23 protein-coding genes and 1 riboswitch are annotated in these 20,921 nt (G+C 69.1%); of the genes, 16 read left to right on the top strand and 7 right to left on the bottom strand.

The genetic code is table 11. The features are described 5' to 3' along the window. Positions 1–186 precede the first annotated feature (186 nt). The 7 genes from ACFFNX_RS06580 (at position 187) to ACFFNX_RS06550 (ending at position 6,622) form a co-directional block, all read left to right on the top strand. Positions 187–882, top strand: coding sequence for a response regulator transcription factor (locus ACFFNX_RS06580; protein ID WP_378196770.1), 696 nt, complete (start codon positions 187–189; stop codon positions 880–882). After that, entirely contained in the window at positions 875–2,014 is a 1,140-nt protein-coding gene (locus ACFFNX_RS06575; RefSeq protein WP_378196767.1) for a sensor histidine kinase, read from the top strand. Before ACFFNX_RS06580 ends, ACFFNX_RS06575 begins: the two co-directional genes overlap by 8 nt. Before the next feature lie 155 nt (positions 2,015–2,169). Next, on the top strand, positions 2,170–3,027 hold the full coding sequence (locus ACFFNX_RS06570; protein ID WP_378196764.1) for a tetratricopeptide repeat protein: 858 nt from the start codon (positions 2,170–2,172) through the stop codon (positions 3,025–3,027). 47 nt (positions 3,028–3,074) lie between these two features. Next, positions 3,075–3,575 carry a hypothetical protein gene (locus tag ACFFNX_RS06565; protein WP_378196761.1) on the top strand — a complete coding sequence of 167 codons (501 nt, stop codon included), beginning with the start codon at positions 3,075–3,077 and terminating at the stop codon, positions 3,573–3,575. Continuing rightward, on the top strand, positions 3,562–4,722 hold the full coding sequence (locus tag ACFFNX_RS06560) for a peptidoglycan-binding protein (RefSeq protein ID WP_378196757.1): 1,161 nt from the start codon (positions 3,562–3,564) through the stop codon (positions 4,720–4,722). The genes ACFFNX_RS06565 and ACFFNX_RS06560 overlap by 14 nt, the downstream gene beginning before the upstream one ends. Next, positions 4,719–5,423 (top strand): ABC transporter ATP-binding protein, encoded by a 705-nt coding sequence (locus ACFFNX_RS06555; protein ID WP_378196754.1) that lies wholly within the window; start codon positions 4,719–4,721, stop codon positions 5,421–5,423. Before ACFFNX_RS06560 ends, ACFFNX_RS06555 begins: the two co-directional genes overlap by 4 nt. Further along, complete coding sequence (locus tag ACFFNX_RS06550) at positions 5,420–6,622, top strand: ABC transporter permease (RefSeq protein WP_378196751.1); 1,203 nt, start codon at positions 5,420–5,422, stop codon at positions 6,620–6,622. The genes ACFFNX_RS06555 and ACFFNX_RS06550 overlap by 4 nt, the downstream gene beginning before the upstream one ends. 62 nt (positions 6,623–6,684) lie before the next feature. On the opposite strand, the gene ACFFNX_RS06545 is transcribed toward ACFFNX_RS06550, so the two are convergent. From ACFFNX_RS06545 to gdhA, 3 genes are all read right to left on the bottom strand, one after another. Beyond that, positions 6,685–7,479 (bottom strand): GH25 family lysozyme, encoded by a 795-nt coding sequence (locus ACFFNX_RS06545; protein WP_378196748.1) that lies wholly within the window; start codon positions 7,477–7,479, stop codon positions 6,685–6,687. Positions 7,480–7,581: 102 nt separating this feature from the next. Beyond that, on the bottom strand, positions 7,582–8,346 hold the full coding sequence (locus tag ACFFNX_RS06540) for an NYN domain-containing protein (RefSeq protein WP_378196745.1): 765 nt from the start codon (positions 8,344–8,346) through the stop codon (positions 7,582–7,584). Between the two features lie 222 nt (positions 8,347–8,568). Continuing rightward, positions 8,569–9,918, bottom strand: coding sequence for an NADP-specific glutamate dehydrogenase (gene gdhA, locus ACFFNX_RS06535; RefSeq protein ID WP_378196742.1), 1,350 nt, complete (start codon positions 9,916–9,918; stop codon positions 8,569–8,571). A 211-nt stretch (positions 9,919–10,129) separates the two neighbouring features. On the opposite strand from gdhA, the gene ACFFNX_RS06530 reads away from it, so the two are divergent. Next, positions 10,130–10,615: a pyridoxamine 5'-phosphate oxidase family protein gene (locus ACFFNX_RS06530; RefSeq protein WP_378196739.1), complete on the top strand. Its 486-nt coding sequence runs from the start codon at positions 10,130–10,132 to the stop codon at positions 10,613–10,615. On the opposite strand, the gene ACFFNX_RS06525 is transcribed toward ACFFNX_RS06530, so the two are convergent. Then, the gene (locus ACFFNX_RS06525) at positions 10,581–11,540 is read right to left on the bottom strand and encodes a CapA family protein (protein WP_378196736.1); all 960 of its coding nucleotides are present in this window, start codon (positions 11,538–11,540) and stop codon (positions 10,581–10,583) included. The two genes, ACFFNX_RS06530 and ACFFNX_RS06525, sit on opposite strands and share 35 nt — an antisense overlap. 139 nt (positions 11,541–11,679) lie before the next feature. Between ACFFNX_RS06525 and ACFFNX_RS06520 the strand changes: the two genes are divergently transcribed. From ACFFNX_RS06520 to ACFFNX_RS06505, 4 genes are read left to right on the top strand one after another with little or no spacing between them, the layout of a single operon-like run. Further along, positions 11,680–11,883: a DUF1918 domain-containing protein gene (locus tag ACFFNX_RS06520; RefSeq protein WP_378196733.1), complete on the top strand. Its 204-nt coding sequence runs from the start codon at positions 11,680–11,682 to the stop codon at positions 11,881–11,883. 52 nt (positions 11,884–11,935) lie between these two features. Further along, positions 11,936–12,553, top strand: coding sequence for a TenA family protein (locus tag ACFFNX_RS06515; protein WP_378196730.1), 618 nt, complete (start codon positions 11,936–11,938; stop codon positions 12,551–12,553). 45 nt (positions 12,554–12,598) lie between these two features. Further along, on the top strand, positions 12,599–13,459 hold the full coding sequence (locus ACFFNX_RS06510; protein WP_378196728.1) for an Fpg/Nei family DNA glycosylase: 861 nt from the start codon (positions 12,599–12,601) through the stop codon (positions 13,457–13,459). A 49-nt stretch (positions 13,460–13,508) separates the two neighbouring features. Beyond that, positions 13,509–14,117 (top strand): hypothetical protein, encoded by a 609-nt coding sequence (locus tag ACFFNX_RS06505; protein ID WP_378196725.1) that lies wholly within the window; start codon positions 13,509–13,511, stop codon positions 14,115–14,117. Positions 14,118–14,255: 138 nt separating this feature from the next. On the opposite strand, the gene ACFFNX_RS06500 is transcribed toward ACFFNX_RS06505, so the two are convergent. Continuing rightward, the gene (locus ACFFNX_RS06500; protein WP_378196722.1) at positions 14,256–14,774 is read right to left on the bottom strand and encodes an SSI family serine proteinase inhibitor; all 519 of its coding nucleotides are present in this window, start codon (positions 14,772–14,774) and stop codon (positions 14,256–14,258) included. Between the two features lie 84 nt (positions 14,775–14,858). On the opposite strand from ACFFNX_RS06500, the gene ACFFNX_RS06495 reads away from it, so the two are divergent. The 4 genes from ACFFNX_RS06495 (at position 14,859) to ACFFNX_RS06480 (ending at position 19,303) form a co-directional block, all read left to right on the top strand. Next, positions 14,859–15,197: a rhodanese-like domain-containing protein gene (locus ACFFNX_RS06495; protein ID WP_378196719.1), complete on the top strand. Its 339-nt coding sequence runs from the start codon at positions 14,859–14,861 to the stop codon at positions 15,195–15,197. A 45-nt stretch (positions 15,198–15,242) separates the two neighbouring features. After that, positions 15,243–15,358: riboswitch (TPP riboswitch) on the top strand. Continuing rightward, a complete protein-coding gene (locus tag ACFFNX_RS06490; RefSeq protein WP_378196716.1) occupies positions 15,352–16,701 on the top strand; it encodes a purine-cytosine permease family protein in 1,350 nt (449 codons plus the stop codon). It overlaps the preceding riboswitch by 7 nt. 129 nt (positions 16,702–16,830) lie before the next feature. Next, positions 16,831–18,663 carry a sensor histidine kinase gene (locus ACFFNX_RS06485; protein WP_446678503.1) on the top strand — a complete coding sequence of 611 codons (1,833 nt, stop codon included), beginning with the start codon at positions 16,831–16,833 and terminating at the stop codon, positions 18,661–18,663. A 154-nt stretch (positions 18,664–18,817) separates the two neighbouring features. Beyond that, the gene (locus tag ACFFNX_RS06480) at positions 18,818–19,303 is read left to right on the top strand and encodes an ATP-binding protein (protein ID WP_378196710.1); all 486 of its coding nucleotides are present in this window, start codon (positions 18,818–18,820) and stop codon (positions 19,301–19,303) included. Between the two features lie 20 nt (positions 19,304–19,323). Here the strand turns inward: ACFFNX_RS06480 and ACFFNX_RS06475 are convergent, their stop codons facing one another. Next, positions 19,324–20,517 carry an arginine deiminase gene (locus ACFFNX_RS06475; RefSeq protein ID WP_378196707.1) on the bottom strand — a complete coding sequence of 398 codons (1,194 nt, stop codon included), beginning with the start codon at positions 20,515–20,517 and terminating at the stop codon, positions 19,324–19,326. A 77-nt stretch (positions 20,518–20,594) separates the two neighbouring features. Further along, positions 20,595–20,921 (bottom strand): ComEA family DNA-binding protein (locus ACFFNX_RS06470; RefSeq protein ID WP_378196704.1); only part of this gene is annotated, 327 nt, incomplete at its 5' end.

Genomic DNA, 20,921 nt, shown 5'->3' with positions numbered 1-20,921 from the left:
CTTCGGGGGCTTCCCGGTGGTCCGCGCTATTTTGTCCGGGGGGACGACCCCCCGGAGCCCCCCGATGTGGGGGGCTTCGCCCCCCACGCCCCCACACCCCCACGGCTTCCGTGTCTCTCGTGGGTCTTGGTGGGGGTTGGGTTTTTGCATATGTTGGCGATATGGCTTGGTGTTTAGGGTTTTGGTGTGCGGGTTTTGGTTGTGGAGGATGAGGTTTTTCTGGCCGAGGCTGTGCGGGATGGGTTGCGGCTGGAGGCGATGGCGGTGGACATCGCTGGGGATGGTGACTCCGCGCTGGAGTTGCTCGGGGTTAACTCCTATGACCTTGTGGTGCTTGATCGGGATATCCCTGGGCCCTCTGGGGATGAGGTTGCTCGGTGGATCGTTGCTTCTGGTAGTGGCATTCCGATTCTCATGCTCACCGCTGCTGATCGGATCGATGACAAGGCTTCTGGGTTCGGGCTCGGTGCGGACGACTACCTCACCAAGCCGTTTGAGCTTCGTGAGCTTGTCATGCGGCTGCGGGCGCTTGATCGCAGGCGGGCTTACGTTCGGCCTCCGGTTCGTGAGATCGCGGGGCTGCGGCTCGATCCGTTTCGGCGGGAGGTCTTTCGTGACGGGCGGTACGTCGCGCTCACCCGGAAGCAGTTCGCCGTGCTCGACGTTCTCGTCGCCGCCGAAGGCGGTGTCGTCAGTGCCGAAGAGCTGCTGGAGCGGGCCTGGGACGAGAACGCCGACCCCTTCACCAACGCCGTCCGTATCACCGTCTCCGCACTGCGTAAACGGCTCGGGGAACCATGGCTGATCGTTACGGTGCCCGGTGTCGGGTACCGGATCGACGCCGGTGCGGACACCGTCCGCCCCGGCCGTACTCGTGAATAGGCGCTCCGGGCTCAGCGCCCGGCTGAAACTCACCATCAGCTACGCCGGATTCCTCCTCGTCGCCGGTGTTCTCCTGCTGGCCGTGATGTGGGTGTTCGCGCTGCGCCATGTGCCCGATGACGACCCCGGGGCCATGCGGAAGAGGTTCGGCGGTGTGATCATCGTGGCGACCAGCCGCTCCGAACTCCTGCGCGGCTTCGTCCCCGCCGCGGCCGCAGCGCTGGCCTTCCTTCTGGTGTTCGGCCTCCTGGGAGGCTGGATTCTCGCCGGTCGGATGCTCGCACCGCTCACCCGGATCACGGACGCGGCGCGGATGGCCGCGAACGGCTCGCTGTCCCACCGGGTTCGGCTGCCGGGTCCCGAGGACGAATTTCGCGAACTCGCCGACGTGTTCGACACCATGCTCGAACAACTCGAGTCCCACGTCGCCGAACAACAGAGATTCGCCGCGAACGCCTCCCACGAACTGCGCACCCCGTTGGCGATCTCGCAGACGCTCCTCGACATCGCCCGCAACGACCCGGCACGCGACCAGGGTGAACTCATCGAACGCCTCCGTACCGTCAACACGCGGGCGATCGACCTCACCGAGGCCCTCCTGCTGCTCAGCCGCGCCGACCGCGGGAGCTTCGCCCGCGAGCCCGTCGACCTGTCCCTCATCGCCGAGGAAGCCGCCGAAACGCTGCTTCCCTACGCCGAACGGCGCAAGATCACACTCGATGTCACCGGCGAGACGACGTCGACCTTCGGCTCCGCGGCGCTCCTGCTCCGGATGGTGACGAACCTCGTCCAGAACGCCATCGTCCACAACATCCCCACCGGTGGCACCGTGACGATCCACACCGAGTCCCAGCACGACGCGAGCGTGCTGCGAGTCGAGAACACCGGCCCTCCGCTCCCACCGGAACTCCTGCCGACCCTCACCGAACCCTTCCAACGCGGAACACAACGCATACGCACCGACGAGCACGCCGGGGTCGGCCTCGGGCTGGCCATCGTGCGCAGCATCGTTCGAGCACACGACGGCACCCTCGACCTCACACCCCGCCCTGCCGGCGGTCTCCTCGTCACGATCCGGCTTTCCGGCGCGCCGGAGGCATCGTCCCCGAACGGGGCCTCACCAGATCGTTAATTGATCACCGGTGGTCACCTGTATCGCGGGCGTATCGAAAAGCACATACGCCACGGCAACATTTCTCCGTCTTCAGTAGAGGCATGGACCACAGCAGTCCGTGCCGAGGGCCTTGTGTCCCGGTCTCGAAAGATGATCGCGAAAGGGAGAAGGCCGTGGCCGACGACGGAGAACGGGGCCGCCGTTCGCTGTTCCGGGGGGCCGCCGTGGTGGCCGGTGCCGCCGCGGTGGCGCCCCTGCCGGGCGAGGCGGCCACGGCGCAGGCCGACGGCGGTGACGCGGACGCGCTGTTCAAGGCCGGGAGGTTCGAGCAGGCCGGCCGCGCGTATGAGGAGATCCTGAAAAAGGACCCCACGAACCTGTGGGCGGCCCGCCGGCGCGGCCATGTCGGGCTACTGGCCAACAGGTTCCCCGAGGCTGAGAAGTATCTCACGATGGCCCTCAAGCTGGCCCCCGACGACAGGGAGACCAACAAGCTCCTGGGCGACTGCTACATCCGGCAGGACGAACTCTCCCTTTCCGTACCGCGCTGGCAGGCGGCCGGCGCGGAGGTCTACGCCGAATGGTTCGCGGTGGTGAGCGGCAGGCCGTATCAGGTTCACGGCGACATCGCGCGGCTGCCGTGGCAGCAGATGGACCCGGAACCGCTGGTAGAGGCCTCGGTCAACGGCGGGCCGCCGAAGCGCTTCACGTTCTACACCGGCGAGCCGTGGCTGGGCATGTCCGCGGAAGTGGCCAAGGAAGCCGGGCCCTGCCGCTGTGGCTGGCCCGTGAGCACATGGTGCACAGCAGGGGCGACATCGCCGGCTCCGGCGCGCGGGTGGTGTCCGTCGCCTACCCCTGCTACCCGGAGGAGATCCGCCTCGGCGCCGCCGTCGCCAAGGAGGTCGGTCACCCAGCCCTACGGGTTCGACGTGCCGGCCCACTTCTCTCACTGCTTCTACAAGCCCTACAACGTCACCCTCGACTTCGCCGACATGAACCTCTACATCGCCCGCGGCAAAGCCGGCTGACCGCAGAAGTGGCCCCCTGAAAGCGATGTCCCTCGGAAGGGGAAACGATGAAAAAGGTTGCTGCACTGCTGGCCGCCCTCGCCCTGGCCGCTGCGGGATGCGGTGGCTCCGGTGACTCGGGCTCCAGCTCGTCCGGCTCGAACGCGAACCCCACTCTGGAGCAGGCGGTGAAGTACGCGCAGTGCATGCGCGAGAACGGCGTGACCAACTTCCCCGACCCCGACAAGAACGGCAGGTTCGTGATCGCGGCGGGGGGACCGAACCGAAACTCGTCGCAGTTCAAGAAGGCGCAGCAGGCGTGTAAGTCACAGGAGCCGCCCGGGATCAAGGACGATCCTGCGGATGTCGCCAAAGCGCAGCAAGAATGGCTGAAGTTCGCGCAGTGCATGCGCAAGAACGGCATACAGGACTTCCCCGACCCGCAGGACGGGCGCCTCCTGGTGGACCGGGACCGCATTGACACCAAGTCACCGCAGTTCAAGAAGGCGATGAACGCATGCCGCGACGTGGCCCACGTGGGAGGAGGCTCCGAGAATGGCAACGGCTGAGGTCGGGACCCCGGCGAGGCCCGGCGTTTCCGCTGAGGCGCCGGCCCGGCGGCGTAAGCGGCGCAGGCTGCTCGGTGGCGGCCTCGTGGTCGTGGTCGGCGGCGTGGTCCTCGCCGTGACGGCCCTGATCGGCGACGACGGCAAGCCCGCCACGAGGGCCGGCGACGGGACGACGCTCGAGGCGGTCCGGCAAGGCCCGCTGTCCTCGCAGGTCAGCCAGAGCGGGACGCTGTCGTACTCGGCCGGCGCCGACGGGACCCCGTACTCGGTGGTCGGCCGGGCGAGCGGGACCTACACCTGGGTACCGGCGGCGGGGACCCTGATCGACTGCGGCGAGACGCTGTACAAGGTCGGGGAGAAACCGGTGATTCTGATCTGCGGAAGCACGCCCGCGTACCGGGACCTGGCCCAGGGCGACGACGGCAAGGACGTCCGGGCGCTGAACAGGACCCTGGTGAACGAGGGCTACGCCGACAAGTCCGCGCTCGATCCCGATTCGAACTATTTCGGCGCGGGGACCGCAGAGGCCCTGGAGAAGCTCCAGGACAAACGCGGCGCCGACGTGACGGGCAGGCTGAACCTCGGCCAGGCGGTGTTCCTGCCCGGCCCACTGCGGATCAGCAAGGTGATGGTCGAGAACGGCACCGGCGCGGGCTCGGGCCGTCCGATCATGGAGGCGTCGTCGAACCGGCGCGAGGTGACCGTGAAGCTCGACGCCTCCCAGCAGTCCGAGGTCAAGAAGGGCGACCAGGCGCAGATCACGCTGCCGGACAACCGGATCACGTCCGGTGTGGTCAGCCGGATCGGCACGGTCGCGACGTCCTCCGGCAAGGCCGACTCCGACTCGGGGTCGGCCACGATCCCGGTCTACGTCACGCTCAAGCACCCGAAGGACGCCGGAGATCTTGAGCAGGCACCGGTCCAGGTGCAGATCACCACGGACGGCGTCAAGAACGCGCTGATCGTGCCGGTGACCGCGCTCATCGGCCAGGCCGGCGGGGGATACGCGGTCGAGGCCGCGGTGGGGGACCGCGGCCAGACCCGGATCGTGCCGGTCACGCTGGGACTGTTCGACGACGCCAACGGACGGGTGCAGGTCTCCGGCGCCCTGTCGGCCGATGACCGAGTGGTGGTGCCGTCGACATGAGCCAGACCAACGTCATCGAACTGGAGCAGGTCACCAAGACGTACGGCACGCAGCCCCCCGTCCACGCGCTGCGCGGCGTCAGTTTCACGGTACGGAGCGGGGAACTGGCCGCGATCGTCGGCCCGTCGGGATCGGGCAAGTCCACGCTGCTGCACATCCTCGGCACGCTGGACCGGCCCAGCGGCGGCACGGTACGGATCGACGGGGAAGACGTCGCGACGCTCACCGACCGCCGGCTCGCCGCCCTGCGGGCACGCAGCATCGGCTTCGTCTTCCAGCAGTTCTACCTGTCCGAGCACACCACCGTCCTGGAGAACGTCGCCGACGGCCTGCTGTACGGCGGCGCGGCACCCGCCGAGCGGCGCGAGCGCGCCGCCGAGGCGCTCATCCGGGTCGGGCTGGAGGACCGGGCGGGCTTCCGTCCGAGCAGGCTCTCGGGCGGACAGCGCCAGCGTGTGGCGATCGCCCGCGCCCTGGTCGGCCGCCCGGCCATCGTGCTCGCCGACGAGCCGACCGGAAACCTCGACAGCAAGACGGGGGCGGCCATCATCGAACTGCTGCACGAGCTCAACGCCGACGGGGCGACAATCCTCATGATCACGCACGACGGCGGACTGGCCGCCCGGCTTCCCCGCCAGTTGCACGTCCTCGACGGGCAGATCGTCGCCGACAGCGCGGCGCGTTCGACGGAGGGCGTATGAAGCTGTCCGACCAGATGCGCGTGGCCGGTGTCGGCATCCGGGCTCGCCGCCTGCGGGCCGCCTTGTCCGCGCTCGGGATAGCGATCGGCACCGCGGCGATCGTCGCGGTGCTCGGCCTGTCCGCGTCCTCCCAGGCCGGGCTCCTGGCCCAGATCGACCGGCTCGGTACGAACCTGCTGACGGCGAACACCGGCCAGTCGTTCACCGGCGGGGCGGCACAGCTGCCGGTCGCCGCGCCGCAACGGATCTCCCACCTGCCCGATGTCGAGAACGTGGCGCACGCCGGTGCCATCGAGAACACGAATGTGTACCGCAGCCCGTTGATCCCGGTGGTCAACACCAACGCCCTGAAGGTACGGGCCGCCAGCCTCAACCTCCCCGAGGTGATCGGAACCGGCGTGGCCCAGGGCCGCTGGCTGAACCCGGCGACCGAGCGCCAGCCGGTCACCGTGCTCGGCGCGCTCGCCGCGCAGCGCCTCGGGATCGATCGCGTCTATCCGGGGCAACGGATCTGGCTGACGAACCAGTGGTTCTACGTCGTCGGCATCCTGAAGCCCGCGATGCTGTCGGCCGACATCGACACCAGCGCCTTGATCGGCTACCCGGCCGCGGAGCGGTACCTCGCCTACGCGACCATCGACCAGGGCAAGGCGGTGGCCGGACCTCCGACGACGGTGTACGTGCGGGCCCGTACGGACAAGGTGGAGTCGGTGCAGGGAGTCCTCGCGCAGACCGCGAACCCCGAGTCGCCCAGCGACGTCGACGTCAGCCAGCCCTCCGACGTGCTCACCGCGCGAGCCGCCGCGAAGGGCGCGTTCAACAGCCTGTTCCTCGGGCTCGGGCTGGTGGCGCTGATCGTGGGGGCGGTGGGGGTCGCGAACATCATGATCATCTCAGTGCTGGAACGGCGATCGGAGATCGGGCTGCGCCGGGCGCTCGGCGCCACCCGGGGGCAGATCCGCACGCAGTTCCTGTCCGAGGCGGTCTTGCTCGCGTTGCTCGGCGGGGTGGCCGGAGTCGCGGCCGGGGCGCTGACCACCGCGATCTACGCGAACGCGAAGGGCTGGGCGGTGGTCATCCCGGTCCAGGCGTGGGTCGGCGGGATCGGTGCCGCGATCGTGATCGGTGCGATCGCCGGCCTGCTGCCGGCCCTTCGCGCCGCCCGTCTCTCCCCCACCGAGGCGCTGCGGGCGCTGTGAGCGCCTGGGCGCCGAAGGGCCGTGCAACAACAGGTGGTGCTGCACGGCCCCGGTGAACGTGTTCAGGCGTGCGGGTGGAGCAGTTGCTTGAGCGCCTCAGGGTTCATGACGTCCTGGTCGCCGGGGAAGACGCCCGTGTCGGCCCACTGCCAGACGAAGTAGGTCTTCCAGCCCGCGGGAAGCGGGTCCGGGGAGGCCCCGTGATTGTTGATCCACAGCGCGTCCTTCTTGGCGAACTCGGTGGATCCGCCGGTGCAGTCGTTCCACCATTCGGTGAAGGTGTTGATGGTGGCCCACCAGCCCGTACGGGCGTGGTACTCGTTGATGAAGTCGTGGATCCAGCTCACCATCTGGGCCGGGGTGAAGCCGTAGCACTTGTCCGGGCCGTACACGTTGTCCTCGATGTCGAGGACGCCGGGCAGCGTCCGGCCGTCGCCGGTCTGCCCGCCGCCGTTGTCGGCGAAGTAGTCCGCCTGGGCCTTACCGCTCGCACTGTCCGGAGTGGCGTAATGGTAGGCCGCGTGAATCAGGCCGACGCGGTAGGAGCCGTTCCATTGCTGGTCGAACTCACCGCTGTGGTAGTCGGTGCTCTCGGTCGCCTTGATGAAGGCGAACCTGGCGCCGTCGGCCTTGACGGCGTCCCAGTCGACGTTCTCCTGCCAGCCGCTGACGTCCAGGCCCGGGATCCCCGGTGGAACCGCCGTCGCCGCACTGCCGCGCGGCGCGGCCGACCCGGCGTGGGCCTGCCCGTGCCGGGGCGACGGTGACGCCTGGGCGGGGCCGGCCATCAGCGCGCCGCAGGCCGCTGTGGTGACAACGGCCGCGGCGACGCGCCGTGCATGCTTGAAGGTCCGCAAGTCCTGCTCCTTGGTGAACGGGGGCCGGGTGTTGATCAATTAGAGAATGGCCGCCCATTCGTCTCTCCGGGAGGCGAACAGGGAGATGCGGTCGATTGCGGCTCAGGGCTGCTCGTGGTTGTTGCGCGCGTAGACGACCGCCGGTTTGCCGTCGCCGGGGCTGCGGCGGTCCAGCTCGAACTGCCCGATCGCGGCCATCAGTTCGCTGAGCTTGGGATAGCCGTAGTTGCGGGAGTCGAAGTCCGGGCGTTGCTTGGTGACGATGTAGCCGATGTTCGCGAGGTTCGCCCAGCCGTCCTCGTCGGAGGCCGCGTCGACCGCGTTGGCTAGCTGGCCCAGCAACTCGGTGTCCGCCCTGATGGACACCGCCAGCGAGGCCGCGGTGGGCTCGGGCAGTGCGTGGGCGGGTGGGGCGATGTTGCGGGAGTAGGGCAGGTTCTCGATGTAGACGAACTTGTCACAGGCCGAGACGAATGGCTTGGGCGTCTTGCGTTCGCCGAAGCCGTACACGGTGAGGCCGGACTCCCGTATACGCGAGGAGAGGCGGGTGAAGTCACTGTCGCTGGAGACGATGCAGAAGCCGTCGAAGCGCCCGGTGTACAGCAGGTCCATGGCATCGATCACCATCGCCGCGTCCGTCGCGTTCTTGCCGGTCGTGTAGGCGAACTGCTGGATCGGCTGGATCGACTGGGCCAGCAGCTGATCCTTCCAGCCCCGCAGGCTCGTCCCCGTCCAGTCGCCGTAGGCCCGCTTGACGTGAGCGGTTCCGTACTTGGCGACCTCGGCCAGCAACCCGTCGGTGACCCCGGGCCGCGTGTTGTCCGCGTCGATGAGCACGGCGAGTCTCGCGGCGTTCTCCCTGACCATGATGCTTTCTCCTTACGAGCGGGCCGCGAAGATCCGCAGGCCTCGGCCGCCGGCTCGCCGGTCGGCCCTCTGCGCTCGCTTTCGGTGCGGTTCCGTTAACACCCGTTCCCTCGCACACGCTCGTGTTTGCCCGTTAATGGAGCAAGTGTTGCGATCTGGGAAACGGACGTCCAGCGGTTCGCCGTGCCGGTTCCACGGCGAACCGCTCGGTGCCGAGTCTCGTCAGATGACGCCGAGGGCGAGCATGGCGTCGGCGACCTGGGTGAAGCCGGCGATGTTGGCCCCGGCGACGTAATCGCCGGGGCGGCCGTACTCGTCGGCCGTCTCCAGGCAGCGGTCGTGGATGCCGCGCATGATGTCGGCGAGGCGTTGCTCGGTGTGGTCGAAGGCCCAGGAGTCTCGGGAGGCGTTCTGCTGCATCTCCAGTGCGCTGGTCGCGACGCCCCCGGCGTTGGCGGCCTTCCCCGGGGCGAAGATCACGCCGGAGTCGGCCATCAGCTGGACGGCCTCGGGGGTGCACGGCATGTTCGCGCCCTCCGCGACGATCGCGCAGCTGTTCCGGATCAGCGCTGCGGCGTCCGAGCCGCCCAGTTCGTTCTGGGTGGCGCAGGGCAGGGCGATGTCGCAGGGGACCTCCCATACCGAGCGGCCTTCGACGTACCGGGCCACGTCGGTTCGAGCCTCGGCGTACTCGGCGATGCGGGCGCGGCGGACCTCCTTGAGGTCCCTGAGCAGCTCGACGTCGATGCCCTTCTCGTCGACGATGTAGCCGCCGGAGTCGGAGCAGGCGATCACGTTGCCGCCGAGCTGCTGGACCTTTTCGATCGCGTAGATGGCGACGTTGCCCGAGCCCGACACCACGACCCTCTTGCCGTCGAAGGAGTCGCGACGGGTCTTGAGGATCTCATCGACGAAGAAGACGGTGCCATAGCCCGTGGCCTCGGTGCGCACCTGGGAGCCGCCCCAGGTCAGGCCCTTGCCGGTCAGGACCCCGGACTCATAGCGGTTGGTGATCCGCTTGTACTGGCCGAACAGGTAACCGATCTCGCGGCCACCGACCCCGATGTCGCCCGCGGGCACGTCGGTGTACTCGCCGATGTGCCGGTAGAGCTCGGTCATGAAGGACTGGCAGAACCGCATGATCTCGCTGTCGGAGTGGCCCTTCGGGTCGAAGTCCGAACCGCCCTTGCCCCCGCCGATCGGCAGGCCCGTGAGGGCGTTCTTGAAGATCTGCTCGAAGCCGAGGAACTTGATGATGCCCAGGTAGACGCTGGGGTGGAAGCGCAGGCCGCCCTTGTACGGGCCGAGCGCGGAGTTGAACTCCACCCGGAAGCCCCGGTTGATCCGTACGGTGCCGGCGTCGTCGACCCAGGGGACGCGGAAGATGATCTGGCGTTCGGGTTCGCACAGACGGCGGATCACGGCTGCGTCGGCGTACTCGGGGTGCTTGGCCACCACCGGACCGAGGCTGGTCAGAACCTCGTGCGCCGCCTGGTGGAATTCGGTCTCGCCGGGGTTGCGGCGTAGCACCTCGTCGTAGATGTCGTGCAGTTTCTCGTCCAGACCCGGCACGCCGTCATTCCTCTCCGTCGTCCATCGGCACCACCGTTACGGTCTCATGGGCGCGCGAAATAGGACATGGAGAACACGCCCGGTTTTTCCGGTCATCGCCTGCGGGAGCGGTGGTCGCGCCTTGACGCTGCCCCCTGGTTAGGCCTCGTGGTGACGGGAAGTCTTTGACCTGGGTGCGCCTACTCATCTGGATCGGAACCTGGGATTGCTGATGACTGATGACATGACCGGTGAGACGTCCGGCGGCGCGGGCGGGGACGCGCCGGTGCCAGAGGCCCTGGACGAGGCCGAATGCCTGCGGCTGATCTCACCGGGCGGCGTCGGGCGGCTGGGCTATGCCGGCCGGTACGGTCCCACCGTCCTGCCGGTCAACTACGGGGTGCACGAAGGCGCCATCGTCTTTCGGACCGCGCACGACAGCCCGACGGATGAGGATCTTCGCACCGGGATAGCGGACGCCGAATACATCGTCGCATTCGAGATCGATGATCTGCACCCCGCGACGCGGGAAGGCTGGAGCGTGCTCGTCCAGGGGCCGGTGCAGCACGTGGAGTCCGAGGAGGAACGCGCATCGGTCCTGGACGTGGTCCTCGAACCGTGGGCGGGCGGCGTCAGAGAGCTCTTCCTCCGCATCCGGCCCACGCGCATCACCGGCCGGCGTATCAGCAGACGGCCAGCCGGCGGCCCTGGTCGCTGACCTCCGTGGCGAACGCGGCGCAGGCGGAACCCAGGCGGTCGACGATCCACGTACGGTCCTCGTCCCGGGCGAGTTCGGTCCGCGCGTAGTTCAACGTCAGCGGCAGGGCCGTCACTCTCATCTCACCGATGTCACCGATCTCGACTCGCCACGCCAGGCCCAGATCGTTGCGCAGGTCCTCGTCCGTGGCGTAGTCGTCGATGAGGTCGCCCAGGTCGTACAGGACGTTGCCGTTCACCCCGTGGAAGACATGGGCGGAGTGGCCGGCCACAAGCGTGGCTCCCGCGTCCACGAGGCATTGCGCCGCCCGGCGGACGTACGGCAGGGGCTCGGTGGTCATGTTGGGCCCCCAGTGCGGCGTCACCAGGACGACGTCGTACTCCGCCGCCGCATCCTCGACCAGCCGTGACAGCCACGATGGGACGCCCTCGCTCAGCGAGGCGTACGCGACTCCGGGCGTGGTCTCCGACGCGGCGAAGTCCTCCGGATGGTCGGTCACGCCGATCACGGCCACGCGCGTACCGGACCTCTCCAGTACGGCCGGCGCCCGCGCCTCCTCGCGGTCACGGCCGGCGCCCGCCACCGCGATTCCGGCCCCGGCCAGATGGCCCAGCGTGTCCTCCAGCGCCTCGTGGCCGTAGTCCAGCGCATGGTTGTTGGCCAGTGTCACGCAGCCGACGCCGAGCCCGGTCAGCACGCCCACGGCCTCCGGCGGGGCGCGGAAGTGGAACGGCTTGCCCGGCGCGGCCCACCGCCGGCCCCGGTCCGAGACGCAGCACTCGAGGTTCAGCACGGCGAGATCGGCGTCGGCGAACTCCGCGCGGACGTCCGGGGCGAACAGGCCCTCCGGCCCGGTGTCCGCGATCACCTCGCCGACGCCGCGGCCCAGCATCGTGTCGCCGCCCAGGGCGATCGTCACGGCCATGTCCGCTCCCCTTCCCAGCATCGCGCGGCCGTACGTCCGGAGCGCCCGACATTCGGCGCGGCTCGGTGGACCTTCGGCCCTATCCCGGCCGGGGCCCGCCGGGCGACGGTGATCACATAGCCGGAGATGGGAGGGGACAATGCGAGCGCACACGGGCGATGCGTTGCTGGTCCGGGGCCACCACGTCGGCGACCACGATCGTCAGGCGGTGATCATCGAGGTGCACGGTACGGATGGGGCACCGCCGTACCTGGTCCGCTGGGAGGACGGGCACGAGAGCGTGTTCTTCCCCTCCTCGGACGCGTTCGTCGAACGGCTGCCACACCGGGAGAAGGCGGACTGAGGCGCACTCCGCCGCCCTGCGGGTGGCGCCTCATCGTGTGAGACTGCCGGACATGAGTCTGGCTAGGAAACTCGAAACGATCGGCCGGCCGCTCGTCGAGGAGCAGCTCCACCACCCGACGGTGGCCGGGATCGCGCGCGGCGACCTCGACCTCGCCGTCTTCCGCGGGTGGCTGGAGCAGGACTACCTCTTCCTCCACGACTATGTACGGGTGTTCGCCCGGCTGGCGTGGCAGGCGCCCGACGGGCATCTGGGCGACCTCGTCGAGCTGGCGCACTCGACCTTCTTCGACGAGCTGTCGCTGCACCGGACCCTCGCCGCGGAGTTCGGCGCGGATCTCGAGGCGGCCGTCAAGGGGCCCGCCTGCGCGGCGTACACGGCGTTCCTCCTGGACGCGGCCGCCTCGTACGGCGAGGGGCTCGCGGCTCTCTACCCCTGCATGTGGGGGTACTCCATGCTCGGCCGGATCCTGGCGGAGAACCCACCGGCCGATCCCCGCTACCGCCGCTGGGTGGACGCCTACGCGGACCCGGGCTTCGCGATGCTCACCGGGCGCGTCGCGGTCATGCTCGACGAGGCGGCGCCGGACCCCGAGCGGGCCCGTACGGCGTTCCTTGAGGGGATGCGCCACGAGCTGGCGTTCTGGGACGTGCCGTCCCCTGGCAACTGACGTCACATTGTCCACAGGGCTGTGGACAAGGCTTAGCCTTGGAGCATGCCGGAGCTGCCGGAAGTCGAGTCCCTCGCCGCGTTCCTGCGCGAGAACGCGATCGGCCGGGCGATCGCCCGCGTCGACGTCGTCGCGATTTCGTGCCTGAAGACCTATGACCCGCCGATCACTGCGCTGAGCGGGTTGTCGATCACCGATGTCACCCGGTACGGCAAGTTCCTCGATCTCGACGTGGACGGCCTGCACCTGATCGTCCACCTGTCGCGGGCGGGCTGGCTGCGATGGAAGGACAAGCTGCCGGCCGCGCCGCCGAGGCCCGGCAAGGGCCCACTCGCCATGCGCGTTCATCTCGACGACGAGTCCGGGTTCGACCTCACCGAGGCCGGCACGCAGAAGCGCCTCGCGGTGTACGTCGTCCGCGACCCGCAGGAGGTGCCCGGCATCAGAACGCTCGGACCGGACCCGCTGCGCGAGGAGTTCGACGCCGGGACACTGGCGAAGATCCTCGACGGCCGCCGTACGCAGATCAAGGGCGTCCTGCGCGATCAGAGCGTGATCGCCGGCATCGGCAACGCCTACTCCGACGAGGTGCTGCACGCCGCGAAGATGTCGCCGTACAAGCTCGCCGCGACCGTCACCGGGGAGGAGGTCGCGACACTCTACGAGGCGATCATCACCACGCTCGGTGACGCCGTCGAACGTTCGAAGGGCTTGGCGGCCAAGGACCTCAAGGGCGAGAAGAAGTCGGGCCTGCGGGTACACGGCCGCGCCGGGGAGAAGTGCCCGGTCTGCGGTGACACGATCCGCGAGGTCTCGTTCGCCGACCGGGCACTGCAGTACTGCCCGACGTGCCAGACCGGCGGCAAGCCCCTCGCCGACCGCCGGATGTCCCGCCTGCTCAAGTAGGCTCTGCGCTCAGGTCGCGACATCGCCTGCGATTTCGGTGGGGAGGGCTATGAGTCGGCAGACAGGTCCGACGGCCGACATCACCCTCGGCGCGAACACCTCTAATCCGACACGGAACATCAGCTACGGACTGATCGGCGCGTCTCTGTTCGGTCTCTTCCTCGCGCTGTCCATCTGGAAAACGGGCGTCTCGGTGAGGACGGCCGTTCCGGCCGCGCTGATTCTGGTGTGCCTCTGGAGGGCGGCGACGGGCCTGACGCGTCGTAGGCCGTTCGAGTCACCCGCCACGGTGAATCCGGAGGGATTCACCCTGCGCCTCGGCGACCGCGATACCCGCGTGCCCTGGGATCATGTTGCGCTGCTCAGGGTCTACGAGCAGCCTCCGGGCGAGATGGACGTGGTCCTGTCGCTGGTGGCCTTCCTTGACAGGGAATCCCCGTACACGGCCGATCCGACCGTGGCATGCTTCCGGGACCTGTTCAAGCTGCCCGACGCCGCCGAGCTGGGCTTCTGGAGAGATCGCCTGCCCGACGAACGGCCGATCTGGCTCGGCGAGATCACCGACGCGAGCGAGCCGATGGAAACGGTGCTCGCGGCCCTGCGCGACTGGGCCGGACCCATCCTCGACGGCACGCCTCGCAAACGCGCCGGCGTGTAGCGCTCGGAGACAGGCGTCCGTCGATCGCCTCGCGCGCGAGCGGGCGCATACCCGCGGACGGCCCCAGCGGGACCGGCAGGTCAGCGCTCCGCGCCCGCGCCGCGAAGGCCGTACGGCCGGGGTTCGGGACGCCCTGGGTCAGTGCGTCGGTGTGTGCGCCAGTGGTCCGAACAGTGCGGCCAGGTCGTTCCAGCGCTTGATCTCGCAGCCGTTCTTGCGCCCGAACGTCGTGTCGACCTTCTTGCCCTTCCACGTGCCCTTGACCGTGGCGGTCTGCGGGCCGCCGAAGATCTGGGTGCACATCTGGCCCTTCGGCGTGGGGGCGAACGGGTCGCCGCCCTTGGCCGCGGCCACCTTGTCCAGGCCCGCGCACGCCTGCGCCGCGTTCGGCGCGTTGCCGCCCGGCGGGTCGCAGGTGAGTGTGCGCTTGATCGGGTCCGAGGTCGGTGACATGCGCACCGTGATGGTGAGTTTCGTCCCGTCCATGCCGGTCTTGCCGCCGGGGGGCGGGGTGGGGGTCTGCGAGACGGGCGCCGGTGACTGCGAGCCGGGCGTCTCGCTCTGTGCGGGCTGTGAGGCCTGGTCGCTCGGTTGGCTCGTCGCGGTTCCGTTGTCCTTGCAGCCGGTCAACGCCAGTGCCGTGACCACGCCCGGCACGACGATGGCCGTCCTTCCCAGTCTCGATAGAGATTGCCTCATGACGATTCGACTCCGGCCGCTCGCACATGGTTCCTTGGATGTGTGAATCTTTTCAACAACCCGTTGCCCAGCGTCACGGCCGCCGAGGTTCCCGGCGACGGCTACCTGCTCGACGTGCGGGAGAACGACGAGTGGCATGCCGGGCACGCGCCCGACGCCGTGCACATCCCGCTGAGCGAGCTGAACGCCCGCGTCCGTGAGGTTCCAGGCGACCGCGATATCTACGTTATCTGCAGGTCAGGGGCACGGTCCGCGCAGGCCGTGGCGGCGTTCAACAACGCCGGGTGGAAGGCCGCGAACGTCGACGGCGGCATGCACGCCTGGGAGGCGGCCGGGCTGCCGATGGTGAGCGAGTCCGACGGAGACCCGTACGTCGCCTGAGCCAGCTGGAAAATCCGCTGAGACGGTATACATTGTCACCGGCCAACTTGATATCGCGGGAGCTCGGACGTCGACCGGGCTGAGAGGGCGGCTTCACAGGTGCCGCCGACCGCTCGAACCTGACCGGGTAATGCCGGCGTAGGGAGTGTGCTCGGTGAGCACTGCCGTCGACCAACCACGCAACGAGGCTCCGTACACGCTCGACCAGCCTGCGCCCAAGGTCCTCAGCTTCTGGGACCAGAGCGCGTTCTGGGCCAACCTGGGCGTCAGCCTGCTCGCCTTCTCCGGCGCGGTCACCGTGCTGGCGCCGGACGCGCAGGGCACGCCGCAACTGCCGATCATGGCCGGCATCGTCGCCATGATCGTCGGTACCGTGATCGGCGGGATCATGCTCGGCCTGGCCGCGGTGCCGGGCGCGCGGGCCGGTGTACCGGCCATGATGCTGCTGCGGGGCCTCTTCGGCACCCGGTTGTCGTACGTGCCGACGGTGTTCAACATCCTGCAGATGATCGGCTGGGGCACCTTCGAGCTGATCGTCATCGCGGACGCGGCCGAGCAGATCTTCGGCGGTGGACCACACTGGGTGTACGTCGTCGTGGCCGGGGTGATCACCACGGTGCTGACGATCTGGCCGCTCGGTTCGGTACGGGTGCTGCGCCGCTACGTGACCACCGCGGTCGTGATCGCCCTGATCTACTTCTACGTCCAGCTCACGCGCCAGCCGCTGCCGAATCTGACGCACGGTTCGTGGAGCCACTTCTGGATCGGCGCGGACGCGGCACTGGCGGTCTCGATCTCCTGGGTGCCGATGGCCGCCGACTACACGCGGCACTCCCGGTCCGAGCGCGCGGCCTTCGGCGCGGCCAGTGTGGCGTACGGGGTGACGCAGATCGTCGCGTACGTCCTCGGCCTGCTCGCCCTGGCGCTGGTCGCCGGGGACTCCACGAAGGTGTTCGGGCCGTTCCAGCACGTGGCGATCGGCACGCTGTTCTTCGCGGTGTTCGTCCTGCGCGAGGCCGACCAGTCGTTCGCGGACGTCTACTCGACCGCCATGTCGATCCAGAACCTCGCGCCACGGCTGGACCGGCGCCTGCTGACGGTCGCGCTGGGGGCGCTGATCACGGTGCTCGCGCTCGCGCTGAACATGAACGACTACGCCGGCTTCCTGACGCTGATCGGCTCGGTGTTCGTGCCGATGCTGGGTGTGCTGGCGGTCGACTTCTTCTGCTTCGGCGGCCGCCGCGGCTGGGACGTGTCGGAGCGGGCCCCGGCTCGCTGGTCGATGATCGTCGCCTGGGCGGTCGGCATCGCCACGTACCAGCTGATCAACCCGGGCACCGTCGGCTGGTGGTCCCGCATGTGGACGAACGCCCAGAGCGCGCTGCACTTCACCCCGTCGAGCTGGATGAGTGCCTCCCTGCTGTCGTTCGCCGTCGCATGCGTGGTCACGGCGGCCATCGGCGTCCTGACGCGTACGGAACGCCCGGTCACCGAAGAGGCGTGACGGCGCTCACGGCGTCACAGTGACTCGTCACGAATGCGAAGTAGTCTCGACTTCGCTTAAGAGTGGTTTCGCAACCGTTCGACCCATCGGCGGTGGCACTATGGCCCCGTGAACACCTCCGACGCGACGATGCGCGCGGCCGTGGCCTCGGCCGCCGACGCAATGATCGCGCTCGGGCCCGACCTCACCGTACGCCTGTGGAACCCCGCTGCTGAGCGGCTGTTCGGCTGGACCGCCGACGAGGCGATCGGCCGGCCGCTGCGGACGATCCCGGAGGAGTACACGGCCGAGCACCGAGCCGTGCTCGAGCGCGTACGCGAGGGCGGGCACATCTCCTTCGCCACCCGGCGGCGTAACCGCGACGGACGCCTGATCGACGTACGCGCCGTGGTGAGCTGCATGCGGTCCGACGACGACGAGTTGCTCGGCTGGGTCGGCTTCTACCGGGCCGCCGACGAGGACGAGGCGGTCCAGCACCAGGCGGCCGAGCGGATCCGTCTCGTCCGGCGGCTCAACGACGTGGTGGCCGACCTCAACGCCGAGCGGGAGCTGTCCGCCGTCCTCGACCGGGTCGCGGACAGCGTCATCGAGCTGACCGGCGCCGACGCGGCCGGGTTCGTGCTCATCGAGCAGGCGACCGGCACCCTGCGGCTCGTCAGCATCAGCGGCCTGCCGGAGCGCCTGCGCGGTGTGACCTCCGACCTGCGCACGAGCCTGGTCGGCGAGCTGCTGCGCTCCGGCCGTACGGTCATGCTCGCCACCGCCGACACGCGCAGCCTCGGTGATCTGATCTGGTCGGAGCTGGAGGGCCTGCACACGATCGCGCTCGGCGTCTCCACCGTGCACGGCCGGCCGTACGGCGCCCTCTACGCCCTGTTCTCCGGGCACCGGGCGGGTCACATCGAACTGGAGCTCCTGGAGCTGTTCGCCGGCCACGCCGGAGTCGTCGTCGGCAACGCGGTCAGCTACTCCGAGGTGGTCAAGCAGCGCAAGCACGAACGGGCCGTCATCGAGGCCAGCGCCGACGGCATCGCCGTGCTCGACCGCGACGGCATCGTCCGGCAGTGGAACCCCGCCGCGCGCGCGATCACCGGAATGGACGCCGACGAGGTGATCGGCCGGCCGCTGCCGTTCGCGCTGCCCGCGCCGGACGCGGAGCCGACGATCCAGGTCGAGTCGGGCGCCTGGCTCAACGTGCTGTACTCCGAGATCGAAGACCACGACGAGATCGTCGTGGACTTCCGCGACGTGACCGAGGCCAAGTCGCTGGAGGCCGCCAAGGACCTGTTCCTGTCGATGACGAGCCACGAGCTGCGCACCCCGATCACCGTCGTGCACGGATTCGCCCGCACGCTCGTCAACCGGTGGGACAAGCTCGGCGACGCCGACCGGCGGCAGGCGGTCGCGATCATCGCCGAGCGTGCCCAGACGCTGGGGCAGCTGGTGGACAACCTGCTCTACTCTCGCGCCGTGCCCGACGGGCTCGATGTGACCAACGAGCCGTTCGACCTGGACCGCCTCCTGCGCGGCGCGGTCGAGGGGTTCCGCGGGATGTCGGAGCAGCACACGCTGGAGCTGGTGATCGACGAGAAGCTGCCCGCGGCCCTCGGCGACGCGATGGCCACCGACATCATCATCGGGCAGCTCCTGGAGAACGCCGTGAAGTACTCCCCGGGAGGGGGCACGGTCACCGTGCGCGCAGGGGCCGAGGACGAATTGATCGTTGTCACCGTCGAAGACGACGGTGTCGGCATCCCGGCCGGAGACCGCGAGCGTGTCTTCGAGCGCTTCGTCCAGGGCGAGGCGGGGGACCGCCGCCGGTTCGGCGGACTCGGACTCGGACTCTACATCGTGCGCAGACTCGCCCGGGCCCAGCATGGAGAGGTCACCGCGCACGCCCGGCCCGACGCTCCGGGCACCTGCATGCGGTTCGCCCTCCCCCGTGCCGGCCACTCACAGTAGTCGGTCATACTGGACAGTCTGTGGCTATCTACACCATCATTTCGTGCGCGGTCGAGGTCACCGTTGCTCGTTGTGTTGGCAATAGATTCCTGTGGCAGGGTTTCCGACCGCTTTAACTGGGCATTTCGGTCGTACCGGAGTGACGTTACGGGGAGTGTCCGGGAGAAGTTCCGCGCCCCCGGGGGAGGTGAGGGCGTCGAGCGTCGTATTCCTGCCGCATGCGCCGTCGAGTGTCTCGGTGGTACGCAGGCGTCTCGCGGCGGAGCTGCTCGAGTCGGGGGTGTACGAGGACATCGCCGACGACGCCGCCGTGATCGTCAGTGAGCTGATCAGCAACGCCCTGCGGCACGCGCGCCCCCTGCCCTCCGGCGACATACGCGTCGCGTGGAGCCGCCAGGGCGACCTCATCCAGCTCGCGGTCAGCGACGGCGGTGCCATGACCGAGCCCCGGCGCGCCCGCTCCACGCTGTCCTCGCTGGGCGGACGCGGCCTCGGCATCGTCGAGTCCCTCGCGGACGGCTGGGGCGTCCTCCACGATGACGACGGCACCACCGTCTGGGCGACACTGCACTCCCCGCAGACGAAGAACGGCCGGTCGGTGGCCGGCCCCCCGTACAGCCTGCTCAACCAGACCCACTGAACGGCCGTCGGCCGCCGGGCTCAGGCCGGGTCGCGCAGCACGGGACAGGACATGCAGCGCGGGCCGCCTCGCCCGCTGCCCAGTTCGCTGCCCTCGATCCGGATGACCTCGATGCCCGCCGCCTCCAGCCGGGCGTTGGTCTCGACGTTGCGCTCGTACGCCACCGCCAGCCGCGGGCCGACCGCGAGCGTGTTGTTGCCGTCGTCCCACTGCTCCCGCTCGGCGGTGACCGGGTCGAGGCCGGTGTCGATCACGCTGAGCCGGTCGATGCTCATGGCCTGCGCCGCGGCCTCCAGGAACGGGCGGGCGCGCGACACCCGCAGGTCGCCGTTCTCGCTGGTCACGGTGTAGGCGGTCAGGGAGTACGCCACGGCCGGATACATGACGACCTTGTCGACGTCGACCATCGTGCAGATCGTGTCCAGGTGCATCGTCGCGCGGTCCTGGGCGATCGGCACCGCGAGCACGGTGTGCACCAGCCCGCTGGCGAAGACCTGCCGGGCCAGCCGCTCGACCCCCGCCGGCGTCGTACGCTCCCCGGTGCCGATGGCCAGCACGCCCGGGGCCAGGAGCAGCACGTCGCCGCCCTCCAGGTGCTCCAGGGCGGGTTCGTACACGGGTGCGACGTTCTCGAACCTCGGATGGTGCCGGTAGATCAGTTGGGCGAGCGCGGTCTCGCGCTCCCGCGCCGGCATCGCCAGGCTCGTCACGGCCACCCGGTCGCCGACCCAGACGCTGGAGTCGCGGGTGAACAGCAGGTTCGGCAGCGGGTCGATGACGAAGTCATGCCGGTCCATGAGCTGGTAGACCAGACCACGGCCGGTCTTCAGCTCCTCGTGGGCGAGGCCGGCGACGAGCACCTGAGTGAGGGCCTCCGGCGTCAGGTCGCCGAGGAACGCCTCCAGGATCTTGCGGAGCTGGTCGCCGAGCCGGGAGTCGTCGAGTACACCGGCGATGGCCTCGTCGCGCGCCGGCTGGTACTCCAACGTGTCCTGGAGCAGTTCGGTGAGGTAGAGCACCTCGACGTCGTGGTCGCGCAGCGCCTGCGCGAAGGCGTCGTGCTCCTGCTGGGCACGGCCGACCCACGGGATGCCGTCGAAGAGAAGCTGATCGTTGTTCCGCGGCGTCAGCCGCCTCAACTCAGCGCCTGGACGGTGCAGGAGCACCGTTCTGAGGCGGCCGACCTCGCTGTCGACACGGTAGGCATGAGTCACATTTGCGAGCTTAGTCGCCCTAAGTGAAGCCGTGCGTTTTCGCCCAGTCGGCATCTTTCATGGACTTTCCAACATGATCATGGCAGAAAGATGCCGTACTCCTTGATCTCCGGTGTCAGGTCCGGGTGCAGGTCCGTGGTCGCCACGAGCTCCTCGGCGGAGGAGAAGCGGCCGACGTGCTCCCGCATCGACACGATCCGCTCGGCGATCTCCGGAGTCACGCCGGACAGCGTGGTCAGCGCGGCCACCGGCACGTGGTTGATGTCGAGCAGCCCGCCGTCGTCGTACTGCCGGGGCAGGTCGGGCCGGCCGATGCGCAGCTCGCGGGCCAGCGCGGGGTCCTCCGCGGCGTGCTCGCGGGCCTGCCGGCGCAGCTCACGGCGCATGTTGGCGGCGGCGATCGC

Origin of the sequence: Actinoallomurus acaciae (assembly GCF_042429965.1) — a bacterium.
Lineage (GTDB): Bacteria > Actinomycetota > Actinomycetes > Streptosporangiales > Streptosporangiaceae > Actinoallomurus > Actinoallomurus acaciae.
The sequence above is the reverse complement of the archived record's forward strand: the minus strand, read 5'-3'. Positions and strand labels throughout refer to the sequence as shown.

What these genes read in the sequence shown, in the direction of transcription:
- ACFFNX_RS06505 (WP_378196725.1), top strand. Translation starts at nt 13,509, where the DNA reads ATGAGTCGGCAGACAGGTCCGACGGCCGACATCACCCTCGGCGCGAAC.
- ACFFNX_RS06560 (WP_378196757.1), top strand. Translation starts at nt 3,562, where the DNA reads ATGGCAACGGCTGAGGTCGGGACCCCGGCGAGGCCCGGCGTTTCCGCT.
- ACFFNX_RS06520 (WP_378196733.1), top strand. Translation starts at nt 11,680, where the DNA reads ATGCGAGCGCACACGGGCGATGCGTTGCTGGTCCGGGGCCACCACGTC.
- ACFFNX_RS06540 (WP_378196745.1), bottom strand. Translation starts at nt 8,346, where the DNA reads ATGGTCAGGGAGAACGCCGCGAGACTCGCCGTGCTCATCGACGCGGAC.
- ACFFNX_RS06485 (WP_446678503.1), top strand. Translation starts at nt 16,831, where the DNA reads ATGCGCGCGGCCGTGGCCTCGGCCGCCGACGCAATGATCGCGCTCGGG.
- ACFFNX_RS06555 (WP_378196754.1), top strand. Translation starts at nt 4,719, where the DNA reads ATGAGCCAGACCAACGTCATCGAACTGGAGCAGGTCACCAAGACGTAC.
- ACFFNX_RS06515 (WP_378196730.1), top strand. Translation starts at nt 11,936, where the DNA reads ATGAGTCTGGCTAGGAAACTCGAAACGATCGGCCGGCCGCTCGTCGAG.
- ACFFNX_RS06565 (WP_378196761.1), top strand. Translation starts at nt 3,075, where the DNA reads ATGAAAAAGGTTGCTGCACTGCTGGCCGCCCTCGCCCTGGCCGCTGCG.
- ACFFNX_RS06525 (WP_378196736.1), bottom strand. Translation starts at nt 11,540, where the DNA reads ATGGCCGTGACGATCGCCCTGGGCGGCGACACGATGCTGGGCCGCGGC.
- ACFFNX_RS06510 (WP_378196728.1), top strand. Translation starts at nt 12,599, where the DNA reads ATGCCGGAGCTGCCGGAAGTCGAGTCCCTCGCCGCGTTCCTGCGCGAG.
- ACFFNX_RS06550 (WP_378196751.1), top strand. Translation starts at nt 5,420, where the DNA reads ATGAAGCTGTCCGACCAGATGCGCGTGGCCGGTGTCGGCATCCGGGCT.
- ACFFNX_RS06530 (WP_378196739.1), top strand. Translation starts at nt 10,130, where the DNA reads ATGACTGATGACATGACCGGTGAGACGTCCGGCGGCGCGGGCGGGGAC.